At 50.1% G+C, this 25,649-nt stretch carries 4 protein-coding genes; all 4 read left to right on the forward strand.

Going from position 1 to position 25,649, the window contains the following annotated elements; translation table 11 throughout:
• A partial coding sequence (locus BGM27_RS07640) for an SDR family NAD(P)-dependent oxidoreductase (RefSeq protein ID WP_217031226.1) occupies positions 1 to 5,482 on the forward strand: 5,482 nt, incomplete at its 5' end.
• 4 nt (positions 5,483 to 5,486) lie between these two features.
• Entirely contained in the window at positions 5,487 to 13,205 is a 7,719-nt protein-coding gene (locus tag BGM27_RS07645) for a type I polyketide synthase (protein ID WP_007409376.1), read from the forward strand.
• Positions 13,206 to 13,227: 22 nt separating this feature from the next.
• Entirely contained in the window at positions 13,228 to 19,380 is a 6,153-nt protein-coding gene (locus tag BGM27_RS07650; RefSeq protein WP_020954227.1) for a type I polyketide synthase, read from the forward strand.
• Positions 19,377 to 25,592 (forward strand): beta-ketoacyl synthase N-terminal-like domain-containing protein, encoded by a 6,216-nt coding sequence (locus BGM27_RS07655; protein ID WP_020954226.1) that lies wholly within the window; start codon positions 19,377 to 19,379, stop codon positions 25,590 to 25,592. Before BGM27_RS07650 ends, BGM27_RS07655 begins: the two co-directional genes overlap by 4 nt.
• Positions 25,593 to 25,649: the final 57 nt, after the last annotated feature.

The following is a 25,649-nucleotide window of genomic DNA, read 5'->3' on the forward strand; positions in this document are numbered from 1 at the left end:
CCGCAGCCATATTTTCGATCTGGGCGAAGAACAAAGCGCCGCCGGACAAGCTCCGGCAGTGGCAGATGCAAGAGATCTGAAAGATCAGGTTCAAGAGAAACTAAAGCGGCATGTATCAGATCTTTTAAAGGTAAGCATGAAAGATATTGAGGCTGACAGCGAACTGACGGAATACGGATTTGATTCGATCATCTTCACTGAATTTACCAATCTATTAAATCGGTCTTATCAGCTTGAGCTCAGCCCGACTATCTTCTTTGAATTTCCGACATTGCGCAAACTGAGCGGCCATTTGATATCTGAATGGAAAGAAGCATTCAGCGGCTTAGAAGGAGAGCGTTTAAAAACCGCTCTAAAAGCCGGAATAAGAAAAGCTGAAGCTCCGGCGGCCGTTCATGTCAAGCGGGAAACGCCCGTATCCGTAAAAGGAAGATCAGAAGAAAAAACCGAACCGATAGCCATTATCGGAATCAGCGGTATTTTTCCGCAAGCGAAAGACATAGATGAATTCTGGACACGTTTACAAAAAGGAGAGCATTGCATCACAGAAATTCCACGAGATCGCTGGGATTGGCGCGAATATTACGGCGATCCGGCAGCGGATGCAAATAAAACGTCAATTAAATGGGGCGGTTTTATAGATGGAATCGCCGGGTTTGACCCGCTGTTTTTCGGGATATCTCCGAAAGAAGCTGAAATGATGGATCCTCAGCAGCGTCTATTAATGATGTATGTGTGGAAAGCCATTGAAGACGCGGGGTACTCAGCAAAACGGATTGCCGGAACAAAAACCGGCATTTTCACCGGCACACTGGGAAGCGGATATCAAACTTTAATCAATAAGGCGGGTCTTCCTGTCGAGGGGTATACGATGACCGGAATCGTGCCGTCCGTCGGGCCGAACCGAATGAGTTATTTTCTTGATATCCACGGGCCGAGCGAGCCGGTAGAAACCGCTTGTTCAAGCTCTTTAGTCGCCATTCACCGCGCGGTAAAAGCCATTGAAACGGGAGATTGTGATATGGCGGTCGCAGGGGGCGTCAACACGATCGTCACGCCTGAAGGGCATATCGGTTTTCAAAAAGCAGGCATGCTCAGTGAAGACGGGCGCTGCAAAACATTTTCCGATCAGGCTGACGGTTATGTCAGAGGAGAGGGTGCCGGCATGATTGTCTTGAAAAAGCTTTCAGAGGCTGAGCGTGACAGGGATCACATCTACGGCCTCATCCGCGGTACAGCGGAAAATCACGGCGGACGCTCAGCGTCACTTACCGCGCCGAATCCGCAGGCTCAGACGGATGTGCTGAAAAGCGCTTATCAAAAAGCCGGTATTCACCCGTCAACGATCACTTATATAGAAGCGCACGGAACAGGAACGGCACTCGGCGATCCGATTGAGATCAATGCATTGAAAAAAGCTTTCCAAACAGACGGGGCGCCGGGCGGATATTGCGGGATAGGCTCAGTGAAGACAAATATCGGACATTTGGAGCTCGCAGCAGGTATTGCGGGCGTTATCAAAGTATTGATGCAGCTGAAACATCGGACGCTCGCCAAAAGTCTGCATTGCGAGAACATCAATCCCCATATCAAATTGAAGGACAGCCCGTTTTACATTGTGACAGAAACAAAGGAGTGGGAAGCGCTGCGTGATGAAAACGGCCGGGTCCTGCCCCGCCGGGCGGGTGTAAGCTCATTCGGTTTCGGAGGTGTCAATGCGCATATCGTTATTGAAGAATACATGGGCAGAAGTGAGACGGAACAGCAGGAAACCCGTGAGAAAGCGTCATCTCTTTTTGTTTTGTCGGCTAAAAATGAAGAGCGGCTGAAAGAAAGAGCGCGTCTCCTTCGCGATTTTATCCAAAACGGATCATCCCGCGATATCGATCTTGCAGATGCCGCATACACACTGCAGACCGGACGGGATGCGATGGAAGCGAGGCTGGGAATCATTGCAGGCTCCGCAGAGGAACTGACTGAAAAACTGAACGCGTTTCTGATGGGAAAAAACAGCGAAGATATCATCAGCGGCCGTAAAAAACGCGAGAATAACACGATCTCCATGTTCTCAGACGATAAAGACGCGGCTGACCTCGTCAGCGCCTGGCTTGAGAAAAAGAAATACAGGAAAGTGCTGCGGCTCTGGGCAAACGGATTTGACACGGATTGGGAGCAGCTGTATACGGACAGTAAGCCGCGCCGCATCAGCCTGCCCTCCTATCCGTTCAGAGCCGACCGCTATTGGGTGCCGAAACGGGAGCAGCTGCCGCTTTCGAATCAAAAAACAGTATTATTGCAGAAAACATGGGAACCGTGCGAGGCATTGTCTTCATCCGAGCCGTTCAACAACAAAATAGCGCTCATCGTCTCTGAAGATACAAAAGACCTTGCCGCCGAGGTGAAAAAACAGCTGAATGATGCTGACATTGTGCAGGAAAATCAGCTCATCTCTTTCTTACAGGGTCCGAACGCGGCCATCTATTCCGGGTTTATTGACTTCACCGGCTGCGGCTCCCGACAAAAGCGGCAGGACATCAGCTGGGTGGCATCGCTGCAGCAGCTGATTGAATACGGCCGCGGACTAGAAAACATGAAAATGCTTTATCTTACAAAAGGGCTTGAAGCCTTCAAAAATAAGGCTGCCGTTATGCACGGTATTGAAAAAGCGGGGCTTTATCGCATGCTGCGGCATGAATACAGCCAAATTCTCACCTGTCACGCCGATATTGATCCTGAAGAGCCGCTGGAGCAGACAGCCGCTTTTATTAAACAAGAAATTGAATCAGACTTAACGGAGTCTGCTGTTTGCTATAGGGACGGCATGCGCTTCAGCTATGTTCTTCGGCAGACTGATCAGATTGAACCAGAAGCCGTGCAAACAGACCGGACTGCGTTTCCAAATGACGCCGTCCTGATGATAACCGGAGGAACGCGCGGACTCGGCGCTTTATGCGCCAAGCATTTCGTTTCCGCATACGGTGTGAAGAAACTGCTTCTGACAGGCAGAAAGGAGCTGCCGCCGAAAACCGAGTGGGATCTTGAGCAAACAGACCCTGTCGTTTCGGAAAAAATACAGCTTATCCGGCAGCTGGAATCACAAGGCGTAAAAGTGTGCGTCTCAGCAGTTGATCTGACGGATAAGCAGGCCGTCGGACGGCTTATAAAAGAGGTAACCTCAACGCTCGGACCTGTCGGAGGCATTCTGCATTGCGCGGGAATTACGGACCGTGAAAACCCTGCTTTTCTCCGTAAATCCAAAGACAGTATTGCGCGGGTGCTCGCGCCGAAAGCAGACGGCCTTCACAGTCTGTATGAGAGTGTAAAGGATGATACGCCGGCATTTTTCGTTCTGTTTTCATCTGTCTCGGCATCCGTCCCGATTCTTGCGGCGGGTCAGAGCGATTATGCGATGGCTAATTCTTATATGGACTATTTTGCAGAAAACAATGAGAGCGGCATCATTAGCATACAATGGCCGGCATGGGATGAGACGGGCATGAGCAGGGATATAAAAAGCGGGATTTATGAGCAAACGGGATTGCTGCGGCACTCTGACGCTGAAGGTCTCAAGATGCTTGATTACATTTTAAGAGAAAGACCCGGAGCTGTCGTGCTGCCGGCACAAGTGAAACATGATTGGGACGCCAAAGCGCTGGAAAATGCCAAGCCAGCCGCCCATAAAGGAATGAGAACAGCTTCCAAACCTCCTGAAACAAAAAAACGGGAACATAACCGGATTGATATTCAATCTTGGCTGAGGTCGCTTTTGGCAAAAGAGCTGAGTATCGATGAAACGCATATGGATATCGATGTGCCTTTTCAGGAATACGGAATGGATTCTATCTTTCTGGCGCAAGTGCTGACAAAGATCGATCAAAAACTGCCGTCCGTTTCAATTGATCCGACTGTCCTTCTGGAACACCCTACCATAGAACAGCTCGCGGATTATTTAGCCGCACATTGTCCGGAAGCTTTTTCGGCAGATGCAGCAGTTCCCGCGGAGAAGGTCCCTTTGCAGAAGACGCCGAAACGGAGCAAAAAAACGGCAGATAACCCCGGGAAACGGGGAAAGGTTGCGATCATCGGCATGGCCTGTCATTTTCCGAAAGCGGGGGATATAAAAGAATTTTGGAAGAATCTCCGCAGCGGAACGGATGCCGTCACTGAAGTTCCGCCGGACAGATGGAACGCCGGGGAACACTATCGGCCGGGTGAATATCAAGAAGGAAAAAGCATCAGTAAATGGGGCGGTTTTATTCACGATATTGATCAATTTGACCCGGAGTATTTCAATATTTCAGAAACGCTGGCACCGATGATAGACCCGCTGCAAAGGCAGTGGCTCGAAGTGAGCGCGGAAGCTTTGGCCGATGCCGGTTATCAAAAAGAGGATCTCTGGGGCCGCCGTATCGGCGTTTTTGCCGGTGCAAGGGCAGGTGCGTTTCATCAGAAATTTCAATATTTGCAAAAAGATGCGATTATTGGCGCAGGGCAAAATTTTATTACCGCACACATGGCGCACATTTATAACTTTACAGGGCCTAACCTGGTCGTGGATACGGCCTGCTCCAGTTCGCTTACGGCAATTCATTTGGCCGTACAGGCCATTCAAAATGGAGAAGCGGAAGCGGCCTTTGCGGGCGGGGTTGACATTTTGCTTGATGAAAAACCTTTTCTCACAATGAGCGCGGCGAGAATCTTATCGCCAAATGGCCGTTCAAAATCTTTCGATGCCGATGCGGACGGAACAGGAATCGGAGAGGGCTGCGGTGTGCTGATGCTGAAGCCGCTTGAAAAAGCGATAGAAGACGAAGATAAAATATACGGCGTTATTGACGGCTCTGCGATTAATAATGACGGCAGCACAATGGGCGTGACGACGCCGAATCCCCGGGCGCAGCAGGACTTGATTGAGCAGGCGGTTCAATCAGCGGAAATCGAGCCGGACACCATGACATACGTAGAGACGCACGGAACCGGTACATTGATCGGCGACCCGATTGAATTAAAGGGATTAACCAATGTCTTGTCTGCTTATTCCGATGAAAAACAATTTTGCGGTGTAGGAAGCGTCAAAAGCAATATCGGCCACTTGCTGAGTGCGGCGGGCGCGGCGGGAATCATCAAAGTTTTGCTGGCGATTGCCAATGAAGAGCTGCCGCCGACTTTGCATTGCCATAAACCGAACCCCCGCTTTCAATTTAAAGATTCTCCGCTTTATCCTGTGCTTGAGCTGAAGCGGTGGAACGGAAAAAAAGAGATACTCAGGGCCGGGGTCAGCGCGTTCGGTTTGGGCGGGAATAACGCCCATATCATTGTCAGCAACGAAGGAATTCCGAAAGAGCGAAAAGCGGCCATGGAACCGAAAGGCGGCCAGACAGTATACCGAAAACAACGGTATTGGCCTGAAAAAGCACAGTTGTCCGAAGCGGAAGAAAATGAGGCGGGCACAGAAGCAATGTTTGAAATAAGCGAGGTGTGATAGATTGGCAGTTGCCACCGATCAAGTCAAAACGTTCCTGCAGAAAATCAGCCATACGAATTATATCGTCCGGGATCATCGCGTTCATCAAATCCGCGTCCTCCCGGGCGTGACTTTAATAGACATGCTGTATCGGCTCGCCGCCGGGTATCTCGGTGAAAGGCCTATAGAATTAAGACAGATTATTTTTAAGCAGCCTGTTGTAACATCTGAAGAGTTTGATAAACACCTGTATGTGACCTTTACGCCGGCGCATAACAGCTGGAAAGTTGAGATTACTAGCGAAAAAGCAAAAAACGGCACACCGCTTGGCGGAAACCGGGATGAGAATATGGAATGCCAGCTTTATTTGCAAGAAGACACGCCCCGGGCAAAAGAACTGAATATTGAAGCGTTCATGAAAAACGCAAGCCGAAAATGGGACATGCATGACATTTACGGAATTGCAAGAAGAAGCCATATTGAGCATGGCGAGTTTATGAAAAATGAAGGGGCCGTTTATCAGCTTCAGGATAAAGAAGAATTAATGGAGCTTACTCTGAGTGATTTGGCTGAAGGATTCCGGGAGAAATTTAAGGCGCATCCGGCTTTTTTAGATGCGTCCACCCTTGCCGGCTCTTCCTTTGCATTGTCGGCCCAAAAGCAGAATGACACACCTTATATTCCTTTTATGATCAATCGTTTTTGCATGTATCAGCCGTTTCCGAAAACGATTTACACTTATTCTGCGAAAAACAGCCGCACTGAAAGCGGCGCATCAGATAGCGAACCTGATGTTTATTCGGCCGACTTCACGATTTACGACAGGGCAGGGAACGTATTGGCCGAATGTGAGAAACTGACAGTAAAAAGGGTCAGACAAGCGAATATGATTACCCATCTGATAGACAAAGAGAAGCCGCCTCAGCAGAACAGAAGCGGCCGTGGTGAGTCGGAAAATTCTGTGGCCGCAGAAGACGTGTCTGAACAGCAAACGCCGGAACAAAACATGGTGACTTACATAAAGTCGGAAATCGCCAGGTTGATCAATCGTCCGGCACAGGATATTGATGTGCGGAAAGGCTTTTATGATATGGGGCTTGACTCGGCGCATTTGCTGAAGCTTGTAAAGATATTAGAGCAGACTTTTCAGCAGCAGTTTTATCCGACACTGCTTTTTGAATATTCATCTGTCCGCCGCCTTGCGGATTACCTTATCAATGAAGCGGGCTGTGTGCTGAAAGATTCGGCCGAAGAACGGCATACATCAGACGCTGACATTGCTGAAGAGGTTCTGTTTTTTGAACCCGCCTGGAAAGATCATCCGCTGGAAACGGCGGTGCAGAACGGGCAAAAACACACCCGTCATCTCATTATCGCTGCCGATGCAGGACCCCTTCTCACCGGTGAACTCGGCATACATTGCCCGGAAGCGGAAGTGATAGAACTGAAAAGGGAGCATGAGGCTGCAGATGAGCAGTTTGGAGCAGATGCCGAGCGCATATTTCGTATGCTCAAACGGGAACTGACAGACCATCCGAAAGAACATACATTGATTCAGCTTGTATGCGCCGTTGAGAATGGAGCGGCATTGTCTTCCGCTCTCGGGGCTATGCTGAAAACGGCACATCTGGAAAATCCGGCTCTTCGCATTCAGGTCATCACCTTCTGTGAAAAGAATGAGAGATTGCCAAGTGAGACGGCCGCAATCATTAGAACAGAAGCAGACTGCTCTCATGCAGGATGCACAGACATTCGGTATAAAGACAATATGCGGCAGATCAGATTGTTCGAACGTATTGAGAAACTGGACGGGCAGACACAGTCTCCTTGGAAACAAAACGGCGTATATGTCATTACAGGAGGCCTCGGCGGTCTTGGATTTCTGCTTGCCCGTCACCTTGCAGAAAAAGAAAAAGTGAAGCTCGCACTCATCGGCCGTTCGCCGGAACAGTCTGAGAAGATCAGCAGACTGAAAGCATTGGGCGCAGAAGTTCTTTACGTTCAAGCGGACATCGGCAGCAAAGCCGAAACAGAGCGGGCATTTGCTCAGATTACAGAAACCTTCGGCCGGCTGACGGGTATTTTTCATTGCGCCGGTGTTTTAAAAGATCAATTTATCATCCAAAAAGACAGTTCTGACTTGAAACAGGTGTTCCTGCCGAAAATCAGCGGCCTGATTCATGCGGACGAAGCTTCACGGAATGAACCGCTTGAGTTTTTCGCCGTATTTTCCTCATTCTCGGCGTTGGCCGGAAATGCGGGCCAAATAGATTATGCCGCAGCGAACGCTTTTATGGATGAATATATGAAATATCGCGATTGCAGAGCGGAAAAAGGCGAACGGACCGGGGCTTCTATGACGATCAACTGGCCGCTTTGGGAAGATGGCGGCATGCAGGTTGACAGCTTGATGAAAGAGATCATGAATGATACAACGGGCACCAGCCCGCTTCCGGCCGGGGAAGGGATGGCTTCACTTGAATATATGCTGCGACTCGGCAAGCTGCAATCTGTTATTTTATACGGGAAGGAGCCCGCTGTAACTGAAAGCATGGCCCGATTGGTTCCGATGGCAGACAAGAACCGCTCTTCATTATCCCATGCAGCTGTAAAGAGAAGGAGCCGAAAACAAGAGAGACATACAGAAGAGCACGATATTGCGGTAATCGGATTGGCGGGAAGATACCCGCAGGCGGGAAGCATCGAAGAATTTTACCAAAATCTGCGCTCAGGGAAAGACTGCATCACAACAATGCCGAAAGACAGATGGAAAGGTTATCCTTTCTCATATGAAGCAGATCAGTTCTACCGTTACGGAGGATTTTTAGATCGCATAGACAGCTTTGATCCGCTGTTTTTCAATCTGACTCCGCGCCAGGCTGAAATGATGGACCCGCAGGCGCGGCTGTTTTTAGAGACGGCTTGGGAAGCTTGTGAAGATGCCGGTTTTTATCAAGACAGAACGGCGCGCGGGCCATCTTCACAAAAAAGAAAACGCGTCGGGGTATTCGCAGGTGTGTTTTGGAGCCATTATGAGCTGTTCGGCGCTGAAATCACACAGCGGGGCACACCGCTGTCTATGGGCGTGACGCCTGCCTCTGTTCCGAATATCGTGTCTCACTGCCTGAACTTTACAGGGCCGTCAATGGCTGTTGATACGATGTGCTCTTCTTCGCTCACATCCATACATTTGGCATGTGAAAGCATTAAAAGGGGGGAGTGCGAATTCGCCCTTGCCGGCGGTGTGAATGCGGTCACACACCCGCATAAATATGCGTTTTTGGCGAATGCCGGATTTCTGTCTTCAGAAGGCGTCTGCAAAAGCTTCGCCGACGGCGGTGACGGTTATGTGCCGGGAGAAGGCGTCGGCGCGGTGTTACTGACAACCGTTCAAGAAGCGGAAAGAATGGGCTGTCCGATATATGGCGTCATAAAAGGCTCCGCTTTAAACCATGTCGGAAAAACATCCGGTTTGACCGTGCCTGATCCGGCATCACAGGCGGAAGTCATTACAGATTCTTTTCAGGGTGCCGGCATTGATCCGGAGACACTGAGCTATATTGAAGCCCACGGAACAGGCACGTCTCTGGGTGATCCGATTGAAATTGAAGGGCTGAGCCGCGCTTTCCGCAAATGGACAAACAAGAAGCGGTTTTGCGCCATCGGCTCTGCCAAATCAAATATCGGCCATTTAGAAGGAGCAGCCGGGATCGCCGGATTAACAAAGGTGCTTTTGCAGCTGAAGCATGGAGAAATCTTTCCGTCATTGCACGCGGACACGCTGAATCCCCATATTCCATTTTCGGACACGCCGTTTTATGTGGCGGACCGGCTGGAAGAATGGGAACGGCCGTCACATCCTGACCAGCCGAGAAGAGCGGGTTTAAGTTCTTTTGGCGCCAGCGGGAGCAATGCCCATTTTGTCATAGAAGAATATCTGCCGCCGCAGGCTGAAAAGAAATCGGTAAATATACGGGAAGACGAGCCGGTTCTGTTTCTGCTTTCGGCAAAAAATGAAGATCGCCTATTAGAATATGTCAAACGGTATGACCGCTTTTTACGGGAAAAAGAAGTCAACCTTAAAGACCTGGCCTACACGCTTCAAGCTGGCAGAGAAGCGATGCCTGAACGGCTGGCATTTATCGTTACATCCGTTTGCGGCCTGCAAGCGAAACTGAAGGATGTGCTTGAACGGAAAACAGAAATTGAAGGATGTTTCCGCGGACGTGCTCAAGATGATATTTCATCAGCAGGAATGGCCGAGCTGCTGAAAAACAAGCAATATTCCAGATTGCTCACTGAGTGGGCAAAAGGAGCCGCCGTTGACTGGAGCCTGTTATACGAAGGAGAGAAGCCGAAACGGGTCAGCCTTCCTGTATATCCGTTCGCGAAGGAGCGATATTGGGTGCCTGTGCCTGCGGATATCCGGAAACAGACAGACGAACCGGCGGAAAACCAAAAGATCATTCTTCAAAAAGACTGGAAGCAGCAAGATCCGGCGGAGTCTGAAGCATTATCAGGAACAGTAATGATACTTGCAACTGATAAGACGAGCCGATTGGCCGATGCTCTTTTTAAAGGAAACGGCCATATTGAAACGATCCGCTTCATCCATCAGGCAAAAGACGGCGCCGATTATTACGCCGCCGCATCGGGGCGAAACCTTTACGGCCGAGTGCGGGAGTCTCTTCAAAACAAACAGATACTCGGGGTCGTCGACATAACCGCATATGATACGGAATATGAACGGCAGGAAGAGATAGAACACGGAAAGCTTGCCTTTTTACAGCAGGCTCTTGAATCATTCCGTCATAGCGGCGCTGTGTTCAGTCAAGTGACACACCGCCTCCAGCCTTTCAAGGAAAGTAAACCTCTGATGCAAGGGGCGAAAACGGCGGGGCTGTACCGGATGCTGGGCGCTGAGTATGCCAACATTCATTCTTTTACGATAGATAGCGATTGTGAGATTGAGCATACAGAAGAATTAAGCAGACAGATTGAGACTGAATTTTTACAGCCGCGGGCCAAAAGCGTCAGTGAATGCTGCTACAGGCTGAATCGCCGTTATGTGCCGTTTCTGAAGCAGGGTATGAATGTTTCGGCGGCGCCTGAGCTTTCCTATTCGTCTGATGACGTGCTGTTAATAACGGGCGGATCGCGCGGGATCGGCGCAATTGCGGCGGAGCATGCCGTTTCACGCGGCTGCAGGAAACTGGTCATCATGGGGCGGGAGCCGCTTCCCGATTCCTCAGAGTGGGCAGACATGAAAAAGGACGGCATTCTCCCGGAAAAAGCCGAGCGGATGCAGAGGTTAGCCGAGCGGGGCGCGGAGATCCGTTATTACAGCGTTTCTCTTACGGATCAAAAGGGGCTCCGGAACATGACGGACGGCATCCGCGGCACGATGGGGCCGATTACCGGCGTTTTTCATTGCGCGGGTGCAATGGGAGAACACCCCGCTTTTTATAACAAAACCGAAACTGAAATCGAAAGCGTTTGCACGCCGAAAGTAACAGGGCTTCGCGGTCTCTATGAAGCTGTTCAGAATGAGCCGCTGTCGTTTTTTATTTTGTTCTCATCCGTTTCGGGTCTGATCCCTTCGCTTGCTGCGGGGCAAAGTGACTACGCGATGGCTAATTCATTTATGGACTCTTTTGCAAATCATCAAGCAGGTAAAGGAAACGTGTTTGTTAAAGCCGTTCAATGGCCCGTCTGGAAAGAAACCGGCATGGCTGAAGGCCTGCCGGAAACACCTGCTTATCAAAAATCAGGACTTTCCAGGCTGTCTGCTGAAGACGGACTGAAGTTTTTAGATTACATCATTTTAAACGGACAAAGCTGCGGAATTCCTTATGTTCCCGAAGACAGTGAGCCTGATTTTGGTGATCTTCTGCAGGTGAAGAAATCTGAAGCTCCCGTGAAAAAAAGCACTGCCGGTGACCAAAAGGTGAAGGACATGATTCGTCAATGGGTGCGCACCGTTTTCAGCGAAGAACTGAAAATGACGGATGAGCAGATAAAAGATGATATGCCGTTTGATGAATACGGGATTGACTCAATACTCTTTGCGGAATTGGTTCAATCATTGCAAAAACGGATCAGCATTAAGTTAACACCGTCCTTAATGCTTCAATATCAAACGATTACAGAAATGGTTGACTATTTCGCAGCGCATCATGAAGCCGATTTTGTGACAAAAGAAAATGGTTTCGTTCAAGACAGGGACGTAGAGCCTGATTTAACCGCCGCCGCTGAAGAGAGAACATCCACGAAGCCGAAAGCGGATACCGAAGACGATATTGCCGTCGTCGGCATGTCCTGCAGTTTTCCGGGGGCGGGCGGAACGGATGCTTTTTGGGAGCTGCTGATGAAAGGAAACACCGCCATCCGGCCTGTCCCCGCATCGCGCTGGCATGCAACAGCAAATGCAAAGGATTATGCGGGGTGGATTGATGATATCGACATGTTTGATGCGGGATTTTTCGGCATCTCTGAAAAAGACGCGGCAATTATGGACCCGCAGGCGCGGATCATATTAGAAGAAGCGGTTCATTCCGTTTATGATGCCGGGTACGGCCAAAAGGATTTATCGGGCCGGAAAGTCGGCGTGTACATCGGCGGCAGGGCGCAGCCTTCAGCCGGTATGGAACATATCCTGCAGGCGCCTAACCCGATTTTGGGGGCGGGGCAAAACTATTTGGCGGCCAACATTTCACGATTTTTGAATGTCACAGGGCCGAGCCTTGTCGTGGATACAGCATGTTCCTCAGGGCTGATCGGGCTGTCCTTTGCAAAAGACGCCCTTTTGGCCGGAAGGATTGACGCGGCCTTAGTCGGTTCGGTGAGTCTGCTCTTATCTCCGTCCGCGCACCGGTTATTCGGAGCGCGCCATATTTTAAATGAGAACGGCGTGTTTCATATATTCGACCGTGAATCAGCGGGAGAAGTGCTCGGAGAAGGAGCGGGGGCGGTTTTTATCAAACGATTGAGCGATGCGGTGCGGGACGGAGACCGTATTTACGGCGTCATAAAAGCCGTCTCGGTAAACAATGACGGCCGGACGCTCGGTCCCGGTTCACCGAATATAAGAGCGCAGAGAGACGCCATTCAAACTGCGCTTGACATGGCGGAAAAGTCGCCCGAAGACATTGGATATATAGAAGTGAACGGAGGCGGTTCCCCAATCGTTGATTCGGTGGAAATCAAGGCACTCTCAGATGTCTATCAGCTGAACCGGAAAACGCTTCTGCCCTGCCGGATCGGATCGGTGAAACCGAATGTAGGGCATTTGCTTCTGTCTTCAGGTCTTGCGGGCTTCATCCGTTGTGTGCTGAGCGTCTATCACAAGCGGATTCCGCCTTTCTTATCAGCGCGTGAGCCTTTTGAACATTATGACTTTGAAGCGTCGCGTATTCATTTTAATCGTGAACCCGTTGATTGGCATTCAGAGAAGAAACCCCGCGTCGCAGCTCAGAGTTCATTTCCTGACGGCGGGACAAATGCTCATATCCTCGTTGAAGAATACAGAGGTGAAAGGCAGCGGGAACATCACCGGGCGCCTCAGCCGCCGGAATTCAGAAAAAAACACTACCCGCTTTTGGGCGGCTGGAACAGCACGGAGAATGAAGCGGAAAAAACAAGTAATGAAAAAACAGACATTGCGGATCTTTTAAAGAAATATGAGAAAAAAGCAGAGACAAGCACTGCACCTGCAGACTCGTTTTGGCAGGTGACAACGTGACGTTTTTAAAAGGGGACGAACCATGAAAAAAACAGTGAATCTGCGCCTGACGGCAGAACATCCCATTATGAAAAACCATCTTGTTCACGGAGAATCTGTCATGCCCGGTCTGGCCTATATTGATATGCTGTATCAGCTGGCAAAGCAAAGCCTTGATCTTTCATTCCGTTCCATCTGTCTGAAACGGGTGACCATTTATCATCCTTTATCAGTGAAACGGTCAGAGCGGCTTGATGTGAGTGTCATATTCAGTAAAGAAAAGGAGTTCTGGACTGCCTCGATTTGCGGGGCGGATTCCGGGACGGTTTTCTTATCAGCGGAGGTGCATGAAGGGGTTTTCTCATCAGATAAGCGCCTTGACGCGGAAGAGAAAAAACAAGTTGCGCTTCCATCAGTCTCCTTGCATACGGTTTACGAAGACGCGAGAAGCCGCGGACTGTCGCATGACGGGCTGATGAAGCCGGAGGGAGAGATCTATGCAAATGAAGAGGAATGTTTCCTTGATATTCGGCAGTCTGATTCATGCCAGGAAAATCTCCCCGGCGCTCTCTTTCATCCCGCGCTGATGGACGGTGCCGCCATGGCCTCCGGCGTATTGCAGACAGCTGCAGGCGCCGGTTTGTTTTTACCGATTTATTATGATTCGTTTAGTGCCGCTGAAACCGTTACGGAGCGCTGTTACGCGGTGATTTCGAAAAAATCCGGCATGCCTTCTGAAATGGTGAAAATGGATATTGACTTTTACAACCTCAGCGGTGCGCATATTGCTTCACTGCTCGGCCTGACAGCCAAAAAGGTGCGGACAGACCGGCAGCTGATACCAGGCGTTCAGCAGATGGAGGAAACCTTATACCGCATTTTCTCAACATACGTAGGCCGTCCTGTCACAAGAAATGATGCGCACACCGTATTTTTTGAATTAGGCCTTGAATCGTCACAGCTTCTGGCCATTATTAAAGACATCGAAGGGGCGTTTGATCTGCGGCTGAATCCGACTCTTTTATTTGAGTGCAGCAGCATATCCGAACTGCTTGAAGACATAAAAACAAAAGGAACAGAAGAATCTTCCGGCCTTGTCGCGGATGCAGCACCGGTCTCTGAAACGCAATCAGTCAGTCAGACATTTACTTTCTATGAACATGAAGCATTCCTTCAGGATCATCTGGTTTTCGGCAAACCGGCACTGATGGGTGTAGTGTATCCGTGTCTGGTGCTTGAAGCGTCCGGAGCGTCTCATTCCGGCACGTATCCCGCCGAGCTGAAAGATATCCGCTTTACGGGCGGGCCCGTCACGCTGGAGCCGGGAGAGGCCGCACAGATTGACATTTCATTTGCGGCAGAAAAGAATGCCGAACGCTTTACCGCAAGCTGCACTGTTTCCGGTAAAGAAAGCCGGAAGACGTGTGCCGAAGGAGAAATAAGCAGAGGTATAGAGACACCCGTAAAAAAATCGTATGACGTTGAACAAATGAAGGCGCATGCACAAAAGGTAGCACCGGATGTTATTTCCCGTCTGTACGATTCGGTTGCCGGCTTCACGATAGGCCCGATGCTGAAAACGGTAACGGCGGGATACAAAATGAGTGAGAGCTCCTTTTTATTGCAGCTGGACTTATCAGGAAAAAAAGAAAAAGGCGATCTGCGTCACTTTGCATTTGACCCGCTTATATTGAATTCTTGTTATATGTCGCTCGGTGAAGAAGAATTGCAGCTGAAAAAGCGGATTCACGTCCCGCTCATGATTGAGAGGCTGACGCTTTACGGACCAGTCATGTCTGATACCGCCTATGTGGTGAATACAATCAAACATAAAAAAGACGGGTTTCTCTCATTTGATGCCGCAGTCCTCAGTCATACCGGGGAACAGCTGGCGGAATTGAAAAACGCGTCTGTGAAAGAAGTGCTTCAGCCAAATCGGCTTGAAAATGCGTCTTTTGCCCCGTCCGGGAATCAAAGCCGTCAGAAAACGAAAGGAAAACCGCTGGATATTGCCATTGTCGGGATTTCCGGCAAGTATCCGCAGGCCGATGATATCAATGCGTTTTGGGAAAATCTCAAACAAGGAAAGGATTGTATTACCGAAATTCCGAAAGACCGCTGGAAATGGGAACATTACTTTTCCGAGGACCGGACGGCGCCGGGAGCGATCTACAGCAAATGGGGCGGATTCATTGACGGGATCGCCGATTTTGATCCTGAGTTCTTTAAGATTTCCCCCCGTGAAGCGGAACACCTTGATCCTCAGGAACGGCTGTTTTTAATGCATGCGTGGATGGCCATGGAGGATGCGGGATATACGAGGATATCACCTGAACTGGGCCGTCAGGTAGGTGTGTATGCCGGTGTCATGTATCAGGAATACCCGCTATTCGCGGCTGAAGCGGGAGTGAAAGGACGGCATATCGGGCTCCCCGGCGGGATTTCATCCATTGCTAACCGTGTCTCCTATTTTTGTGATTTTCAAGGGCCGAGCATTTCGGTCGATACGATGTGTTCGGGTTCGCTGACTTCATTGTACATGGCGTGCCGGGATCTGCGGGATCATCGGATTCGCGCGGCGCTTGCCGGCGGAGTGAATCTCACCGTTCATCCTAACAAGTACTTCATGCTGAGCCAGGGGCAGTTCATCTCATCTAAAGGACACTGCGGGAGTTTCGGCGCCGGGGGTGACGGCTATATTCCGTCAGAAGGGGTCGGGGTGCTGCTTCTTAAACGTTTAGAAGACGCCGTACAAGACGGAGATCGGATTTACGGCGTCATTAAGGGAGCTGCCATTAATCACGGCGGAAGAGCGAGCGGTTACACCGTACCGAACCCCAAGGCGCAAAGCGAAGTCATTTCTCAAGCTTTACAGGAGGCGGGGGTATCTCCGGGCCAGATCAGCTATGTGGAAGCGCACGGGACAGGGACGAAATTAGGCGATCCGATTGAAATCCGGGCTTTAACCGATGCATTCGGTGATGTTCCTGAAACATGTCTCATCGGGTCTGTCAAATCAAATATCGGACATGGGGAATCTGCAGCGGGCATCGCCGCTGTCACAAAAGTGCTGCTGCAGATGAAGCACAAACAAATCGCCCCATCTTTGCATGCGGATGTTTTAAATCCGAATATCCAATTTGACGAAGGGCCGTTTTCCGTCTGCCGGGAATTAACAGATTGGAAACGGATTTCAGCAGACGGAGCAGAACAGCCGCTCAGGGCGGGGGTCAGCAGCTTTGGTGCGGGCGGTTCTAACGCGCATATCATTATTGAAGAATATGAGGCTCCTGTCAAACAAGCAATCAGCAGCCAAGAGCCGGCTGTCATTCTGCTGTCTGCGAAAAATGGGGAGCGTCTGACAGAATACGCGGAGCGCCTTCTTGCTTTTCTTCAAAAGAAGCATACGGATAAGCCGGACTTATTTGATGTCGCATACACTTTACAAGCGGGGCGGGAAGCGATGGATGAGCGGCTGGCTTTCATTGCGGACTCTCTTAAGGAGCTGGAGGACAAGCTCAGATCGTACTTGGAAAATGAAAACGCACCGCATCTTTACAGGGGGCGGGCGAAGCGAAATCATGAGACAGTGGCTGTGTTTGAATCTGATGAAGATTTGCAAGAAGCCATGGTCAAATGGCTGAAAAAGAGAAAGTACGGTCATTTGCTGAACATGTGGGTGCAGGGAGTCGATGTGGACTGGAACTTGTTATATTCGGGACAAAAACCCCGGAGAATCAGCCTTCCCGCCTATCCGTTTGCAAAGGTCAGATGCTGGATTCAAGATGAAGCCGAGGCGGTTTCAAAACGGAATGACGGCAAAACGGTGATCCATCCGCTGCTTCATGAAAACACATCCGATCTGTGGGAGCTGAAATTCACCTCTGTTTTTACCGGACGGGAATTCTTTTTCACTGACCACACAGTCAATGGGGAGAAGGTGCTCCCGGGAGCCGCCGTGATCGAAATGGCCAGGGCGGCCGTTGAGCGTGCCGCATACGCTGTGCCGGACGGACGTAAAGGAATGTATTTGAAAGATCTCATATGGATGAGGCCTGTCGTTCATAAGGGGACGGATGTAGAAGTCCATATCAGCCTTATCCTTAAGGGAAATGAAGACATTGAATTTACGATTTACAGCCTATCGGAAGAACCCGGGGGAGAACGGATTATATACAGTAAAGGCACCGCGGTATCAGGAGAGATAGCAGCGGTTCCGTCAGTTCACTTAGAGGGCTGGCTGTCCGGCTGCAGCCAATCGGTTATGCCGTCTGATGAGGTTTATCAGGCTTTCCGGCATGCGGGTATGATATACGGGCCGAGCCATCAAGGAATTGATCAGCTGATGATCGGAGAGAGGGGTGCTGCAGCCCGGCTGTCGCTGCCGGAAACGGCAGACAGTACCGCCGATCAGTTTGTCATCCATCCGAGTCTTCTAGATGCCGCGTTTCAGGCGTCACTGGGTGCCGGTTCAGATACTGCCGAAGACACTCCGATGCTGCCGTTTTCCCTGCGGCAGGCAGAAATATTTCAGCCGACTCAGAAAACGATGTGGGCGCTTGTCCGCAAACAGAGCGATCGGTCAGATAACGGAGCGCTGACGCTGGATATTGATTTATGTGATGAAAACGGCGCTGTTTGTATGAGATTAACAGGCTTCTCCTGCCGGGCTGTCCGGCAGACAAACCAAATCGAAAGCAAACGGCAGGAAGTTCAGACGGCGATGCTTGCCCCTGTTTGGGACAAAACTTTCTTTTCTCTGGAAGAAAATCGAGCGGTTGATCAGGAACAATTGCTGATCATCGGAAAGCCGGGAAATACCATAAAGGCTGCGGCAAAAATGTGGCCCCGCGCCCATCTGGCGGAGACGCCGGATCATTCAAGCGAGCAAACATTACGTGAATTGACAGCCGGGTATCAGGATATCCGCCATTTCTTATGGATTGCGCCGGATCGTTTCGCACCCGCATCCGTCAGTCAGGAAATGCTTGATGAGCAGGAGAATGGGGTGATTCAATGTTTCCGTTTCATCAAAGCGCTGCTGTCACTCGGGTATGGAAACCGAAACATCAGCTTTACGGCGGTCACCCGGCAGACACAGTCCGTGTATCCGGGTGATCTGCCGCAGCCTGAGCATGCAGGTGTACACGGTTTGATCGGTTCATTGGCAAAAGAATATCCGAACTGGGACATCAGGCTGATTGATGCAGAAGAAGACAGTGATTCGTCTGAAATGAAAGACATCTGGCGCCTCCCTCCAGATCCGGACGGAAATGCTGCCGCGTACCGTAACGGAGCTTGGCACAAGCAAAAAACAGTCCGGGTGCTGACAAGTTCCGCTCCGCGTATGTCGTACAGAGAAGGCGGCGTTTATGCTGTCATCGGCGGAGCGGGCGGCATCGGAGAAGCATGGAGCAAATACATGATCACCCGTTACAAGGCACGGATGATATGGATCGGCAGGCGGCCGAAGGATCAGGAGATTCAGAGCAAAATAGACAGGCTGGCGCTATCAGGCCCCGCGCCGCATTATATACAGGCTGATGCCCAAGATGCCGAAGCGCTTAAAGCGGCCGTCCGTTCCGTAAGAGAGCAATACGGCAATATAACGGGAGTCATCCATTCCGCGATAACGCTTGCCGACAAAAGTATGGCGAATATGGATGAAGCTTCTTTCAGAAACGCTTATTCAGCTAAGGTGAATACGAGCGTCCGAATGATCGAAGCTTTTAAGGGAGAACCGCTTGATTTTGTGCTGTTTTTCTCATCCGTTAATTCTTTCACAAAAAATGCCGGGCAAAGCAACTATGCGGCAGGGTGTACATTTCAAGACGCCTTTGCCCGCCATATCGCTTCCTTGCTTGATTGTGAAGTGAAAGTCATGAATTGGGGATATTGGGGCAGTCTGGGCGTTGTATCAGACCCGTCTTACAGAAAACGGATGGAGGCGTCAGGGATCGGTTCTATTGAACCCGATGAAGCAATGGAGGCGCTGGAAGTCTTACTATCAGAACCGTTCAGCCAAGCGGCATTCATCAAAGCTGCTCCGCACGGCTTAGCCGCGCTGACGGATCAAGATGCAATATCGGTTGTATCCGGCCCGAAGCCTTCATTTATGGAAAGCGTCAAGCGGCAAAATCCGGATCGGAATGAACAGCTTGAGACTTTAAAACGAGAAATGGAGTTGCGCATATGAACAGCCTTCTTTGCAAACTGCTCTTTTACCAATTACAGTCAATCGGGTTTTTCAGCGAGCCTGTCACCACACCTGCAGCATCCATGCGGAGCGCCGGCGTGATCGGCACATACGGCAGATGGCTGGAAGAAAGCTTGAATCTATTAAAAGAAAACGGATATATCGCGTATGACGGATACACGGTCACCCTCCTCACGGATCAGCGCCCGGACGGCCGCACAGTCTGGAATGAGTGGAATGCCCATAAACGCCTGCTTCCCAATGGGGAGCTTGCGCAAGCTGAATTGGCCGAGGCGACGATAAAAGCGATGCCTTCCATTTTAAAAGGAGAACGTCCGGCTACGGATATCGTATTTCCCGATTCATCAATGCGGCTCGTTGAAGGTGTTTATAAGCATAATCCCGTTGCGGATTATTTTAATGAAGTGTTAGCAGATTCCGCGGCCGCTTACTTGAAAGCCTATCTTACAGAACACCCCGATGCCCGTATCAGGCTGATAGAAGTAGGGGCCGGGACGGGCGGAACGAGCGCCATGCTGTTTACAAAACTGAAACCATTTGCAAAACAGATTGCGGAATATTGTTATACGGACGTTTCTAAAGCTTTTTTAATGCATGCCGAACAGGAATACGGACCTGATGTGCCGTATTTGACAACAGCCTTGTTTAATGCGGAGGAGCCTTGCGAATCACAAAATATCAAAACGGGTGTTTACGATATTGTCATCGCCGCCAATGTGCTTCACGCCACAAAAAATATCGGTTTGACACTGCGCCGTCTGAAAGCGCTCCTGAAATACAACGGGATGATTTTGATAAACGAAATCAGCGATCGTTCTGTTTTTACCCATTTAACCTTCGGGCTGCTTGACGGCTGGTGGTCCTATGAGGATGCTGAGCTTCGGATTCCGGGAAGTCCCGGCTTATATCCAAAATCGTGGGAGCGTGTGCTGCATTCGGAAGGATACAGAGCGGTCTGTTTCCCTGCTGAAACGGCTCATGATTTAGGCCAGCAGATTATCGCAGCTGAGAGTGACGGACTCGTCCGGATGCAAGGGATCAGAGACGGCAGAAAGCCATACGCCGCCCCGGCCGAAGTTTTCCGAAAGCCCGCGCAGCCTGCTTCCCGCAGCCGCGCGCCAGAGGAGCATCAAGCTGTTAAGGCTGATGGGGAATCGGTCGCTTCCCATGTCCGCTCAGTCATCAAAACAAGTATTGCCGATGTATTAAAAATGAAAGAAGAGGATATTCAGGAAGAACTGAATTTCTCTGAATACGGCATTGATTCCATTCTGGCCGTCAATGTGATTAACGAGATTAATAAGCGATTGAATCTTACACTGCAGACAACGATTTTATTTGATTACTATCATGTGAAACTGCTGACCGGTTATATCTCGGAAGAATACGAAACCATCATAGCCTCGTCTCTGAAGGCCGAAAGAGCGAAAATCCGCCCGGCGCTTCAGGAAGAACGGCCTGCTGAAAAACCTCTGCAGCCGGAAAGAAAGGAAAACGGTTATCAGAAACCGAAACAAGAACGTATGCCGCCTTCTTTCGCAAAGTCCGATGACTCGGGAATGTTCCGGGTTGTGATTGACCGTCCGGGCGGCATTGAAGATCTGACGATTGCCCGCAGTGAAGTGCCCGAGACAAAAGATGACGAGGTTCAAATAGCCGTCCGCGCCTTTTCTTTAAACTTCGGAGACTTGCTTTGTGTCAGAGGGCTGTACCCGACGATGCCGCCTTATCCGTTCACTCCGGGATTTGAAGCAAGCGGCGTCGTGATCAAGACAGGGAGGCATGTAACATCCGTCATTCCAGGTGATGAAGTGATTGTCGGCATGGGAGAGGAATTTGGATCTCAGGCGAATCTCATCACATGTAAAGAACATCAAGTCTATCATAAACCGGCCCGGCTGACCTTTGAAGAAGCATGCGCTCTTCCCACCGTGGCGGTGACCATGATAGACGCCTTCCGGAAAGCCGGACTTAAAAAAGGCGAAAAAATATTAATTCAGACCGCGACGGGAGGAACGGGGCTGATCGCGGTGCAAATGGCCCGGCATATCGGCGCGGAAATATATGCCACGGCCGGATCACAGAAAAAAATTGAGTATTTGCATTCGCTCGGGGTCCGCAATACCATTTGCTATTTAGAAGAAGATTTTGAAACGGAAATCATGCGAATGACCGGCGGCCGGGGGGTGGATGTTGTCATTAATACCCTGGCCGGTGATGCCATGCAAAAAGGAATGAATTGCCTGGCGCCGGGCGGAAGATATATCGAAATTGCCATGACTGCGCTGAAATCCGCTAAATCAGTCGACTTGTCCGTCCTTCATAACAATCAATCGTTTCACAGCGTGGATTTGCGGAAGCTGTCCCTTCAAAATCCGGACCAGGTCAAGGACTATCAATTGGAACTGCAGCGGCTGGCGGAAGAGGGAGTCATTCAGCCTGTCATCTCAAAAATCTTTTCCTTTGAAGACATAAAAGAAGCGTATCACTGTCTGGATGACCGCGGAAATATCGGGAAAATCGTCATCAGCGTTTCTGAGCCGTATCAAATGACGTACCGCCGCGAACAAAAGGATCCGGCCGAAACAGTAAAATCAGCAGCTGTGTTACATGAAAAAGAACCGATCGCGATTATCGGGATGAGCGGGCGGTTTGCTGAATCGGAGAATGTCCATGAGTTTTGGGAACACTTAGCCGCCGGGCGGGATCTGATTAAAAAAGCAGACAGATGGGATGTCTCTGACAGCCAATGCCAGTATGGCAGTTTTATAGAGGACATTGAATGTTTTGACCCCGTTTTCTTTCATATATCGGGACGTGAAGCGACCTATATGGACCCTCAGCAGCGGCTGTTTTTGGAAGAATCATGGAAAGCGCTTGAAGATGCGGGATATGCGGGAGACTCGGTAAGAGGCCGGGAATGCGGCGTGTATGCCGGCTCCTGCGGCGGAGATTACCAGGCCATTTTTAAACAGCAGGGGCCCGCGCAGGCTTTTTGGGGCAATCATAATTCCGTCACTCCGGCAAGGATCGCCTATCACCTTAATTTACAAGGTCCGGCGATCACTGTTGATACGGCATGTTCCAGTTCGCTGACAGCCATTCATTTGGCATGTCAGGGGCTTTGGACGAAAGAAACGGAAATGGCGGTGGCGGGCGGGGTTTTCATTCAATCCACTCCCGCTTTTTATCAGTCGTCAAATAAGGCGAATATGCTGTCACCGACCGGACGCTGCCATACGTTTGATCAAAGCGCGGACGGGTTCGTGCCTGGTGAAGGCGTGGGAGCGGTGGTGCTGAAACGTCTTAGCGACGCCGTTAGTGACGGAGATCATGTGTACGGCGTCATAAAAGGATCTGCAATGAATCAGGACGGCGCTACAAACGGAATCACCGCTCCAAGCGCGCTTTCTCAAGAACGATTGGAACGTCATGTCTATGATACTTTCCACATTGATCCGGAAACCATTCAAATGGTGGAAGCTCACGGAACGGGCACTGCACTGGGCGACCCGATCGAATTCGGCGCCTTAACGCGCGCTTTCCGCCGCTATACGGATAAAAAAGGATATTGCGCCATCGGCTCTGTGAAAACCAATCTCGGACATGCCGCTGCGGCCGCGGGGATGGCCGGACTGTTTAAAATCCTGCTGTCGCTGAAGCATCGGCAGATTCCGGCTTCCCTGCATTTTCACCAAGCCAATCAGCATATTCAATTTGCGGACAGCCCGTTTTTTGTGAATGAAAAGCTGATACCGTGGAAACGGAATCCGGATGCACCGCGCAGAGCCGCTATCAGTTCATTCGGATTCAGCGGAACAAATGCCCATCTTGTTATTGAAGAGGCGCCGCAAACCGTGCGCCGGTCGCCGGCAAAACCGGCCTGCCTCATTCCTTTATCTGCGCGGACGGAGCGTCAGCTGGAAATTCAGGCAGAACGCCTGCTGGATTCACTCAGCAAGAACAAAGACAGCGATCTGGGAAATATAAGTTATACGCTCCTGCTCGGCAGAAAGCATTTACATCACCGGTTTGCCTGTATCGTAAGCAGTGCGGACGAACTGAAGCGGGTATTATCGGAGTGGCTTGTAAAAAGAGAGCTTCCGGGTGTGTTTGTGTCCAATTTGAAGGATCAGAAGCCGGCAGAAGAAGCCGGAATGAAAACATTCGGAATGGAATGCATTGAACAGTGCCGCTCGGCGGCTTCGCCCGCGCAGTACAGAGAAAGCCTGGCACATATCGCTGACCTTTTTTGCAGAGGGTATGATCTTCCTTTTACACGGCTTTTTGACGGAGGGCAATATTATAAAACGCCGCTTCCTGCCTACCCGTTTTTAAAAGAAAGGTATTGGGCGGCTGATGTAAATAGTTCTTTACCAGGCCAAGCCATGAAAAAGTCTGAAACGCAAACCGTTCTCCCGTCTTCGCCGCAGCCTGAACATGAAGGGCTGATTTCTCTGACTCCTTTAACTGAGATCGAAATGAGAGCGTTTGAACCGGAGACATTGCAAAAGCCAATCGTGTTACAGCCTTTGGATTGTACTGTTTCTGTCCAGCAGCCAGAAAAAGCCGTTTCCGAAGACAATAGAACATTGCTTGAAGAATTGAGGACAAGCCTGGCAGATATTTTATTTTTGTCACCGGAAGATATTGATGCTGATGAGCCTTTCATCGACATGGGTCTTGACTCCATTATCGGGGTTGAATGGATACAAACAGTAAATAAAACGTACCACACTGAGATTACTGCCAATAAGGTGTATGAACACCCGACGCTTGAAGAGCTTGCGGAATATATAGCGGGACAAATAAAGAAACCCGAGTATGCTGAAGCGGAGGAAACAGCGGTACGTCCGCAAATCCCGGAAGCAGAAACTCCCCTTGCCGGCATCTCTGACGGCACTTTGCGCAAAGAGCTCAAAGAAAGCCTTGCGGACATCCTGTTTCTGAAGCCGGAAGATATTGATGAGCATGAGGCATTCATTGAGATGGGGCTGGATTCTATTATCGGTGTGGAATGGGTTCAGTCCATTAATAAGACCTATCAAGCGTCTATTACGGCAAATCTGGTCTATGAATATCCGACAATCGCAACATTAGCCGGGTATCTGACCGGTTCTGTCCAAAAAGACACCGAGGAAGTACATGGGGAACATACGAAACAAAACGATATATCAGAAGAGACAGATGATCAAGAACCGCCCGAGCTGATCTGTCTTAACCCAAATGGAAAGGGAAGACCGATTTTCTGGTTTCATTCCGCGCTGGGGGCAGTGGAGCTGTACCAGCCTGTTGCCGAACGGACCGGGCGTCCTTTTTACGGAATTCAGGCAAGAGGGTGGATGACAGACCGGGAACCGATCCGCGGCATTAAAAAAATGGCCGAATATTACGTTAAGCTCATACGTACCGTGCAGCCCCGGGGTCCTTACGATGTAGGCGGCTATTCATTAGGGGGCATGCTCGCTTATGAAGTCACCCGGCAATTGCAGCTGGCTGGAGAAACCGTTGAGTCAATCGTCATGCTCGACTCCTTTGACGCGGCGGGTGCGCGGGAAATAAACATTCCTGATGAATTATTTGATAAAAATATGATGCTGCAGACGGTGAACATGGCTTTATTTGCACCGATTTATCAACATCCGGAACGCATTTCTGAAACCTTGATTCACCGTGATGAACTAGATGCCGATCTTCATGAAGACATATTTTTAGAGCAATTAATCGCAAAAGCCAAACAGCGGGGGTTAACGAAGACGGACGCGTTGGTGAAAAATCTGATCAGGCAGAATATAAATGTTCAGGACGCTTACGAAATCACTGATTACGAACTCCTGCCGCTTCCGGATCCGAACGGGGTGACATGCTATTATTTCCGAAATAAAAACGGTATTTTCTTGGGTGAGCTTGATCCGTATTTTACAATCAGGGCTGATATTTTATCCGCTGATTTCGTCAACTATTGGAGCCAGTGGGAAGAGCATATGACAAACATCGCCATCATGGATGTGGCGGTATCCAATCATATGACGTTATTGGCTGAAGACAGCGCAGCCGAAACGATTTCTGAATTTTGCGGCGTTTTATATTCGGCAGACGGAATGACAGAATACAGCTTTCTGCAGCTGCAGGAAAAGATACTGAACGTGCATGGTGAGATGCTGAAGCAGCCCGCCAAAACAAGACCGTAAATTCACATATCCGCCCGCCGGGTTTACTCGTAAGCTTTGGCGGGTCATTTCAAATCT

The sequence above is a fragment of the Bacillus sp. FJAT-27001 genome (genome assembly GCF_019039175.1).
GTDB classification, from domain to species: domain Bacteria; phylum Bacillota; class Bacilli; order Bacillales; family Bacillaceae; genus Bacillus; species Bacillus velezensis.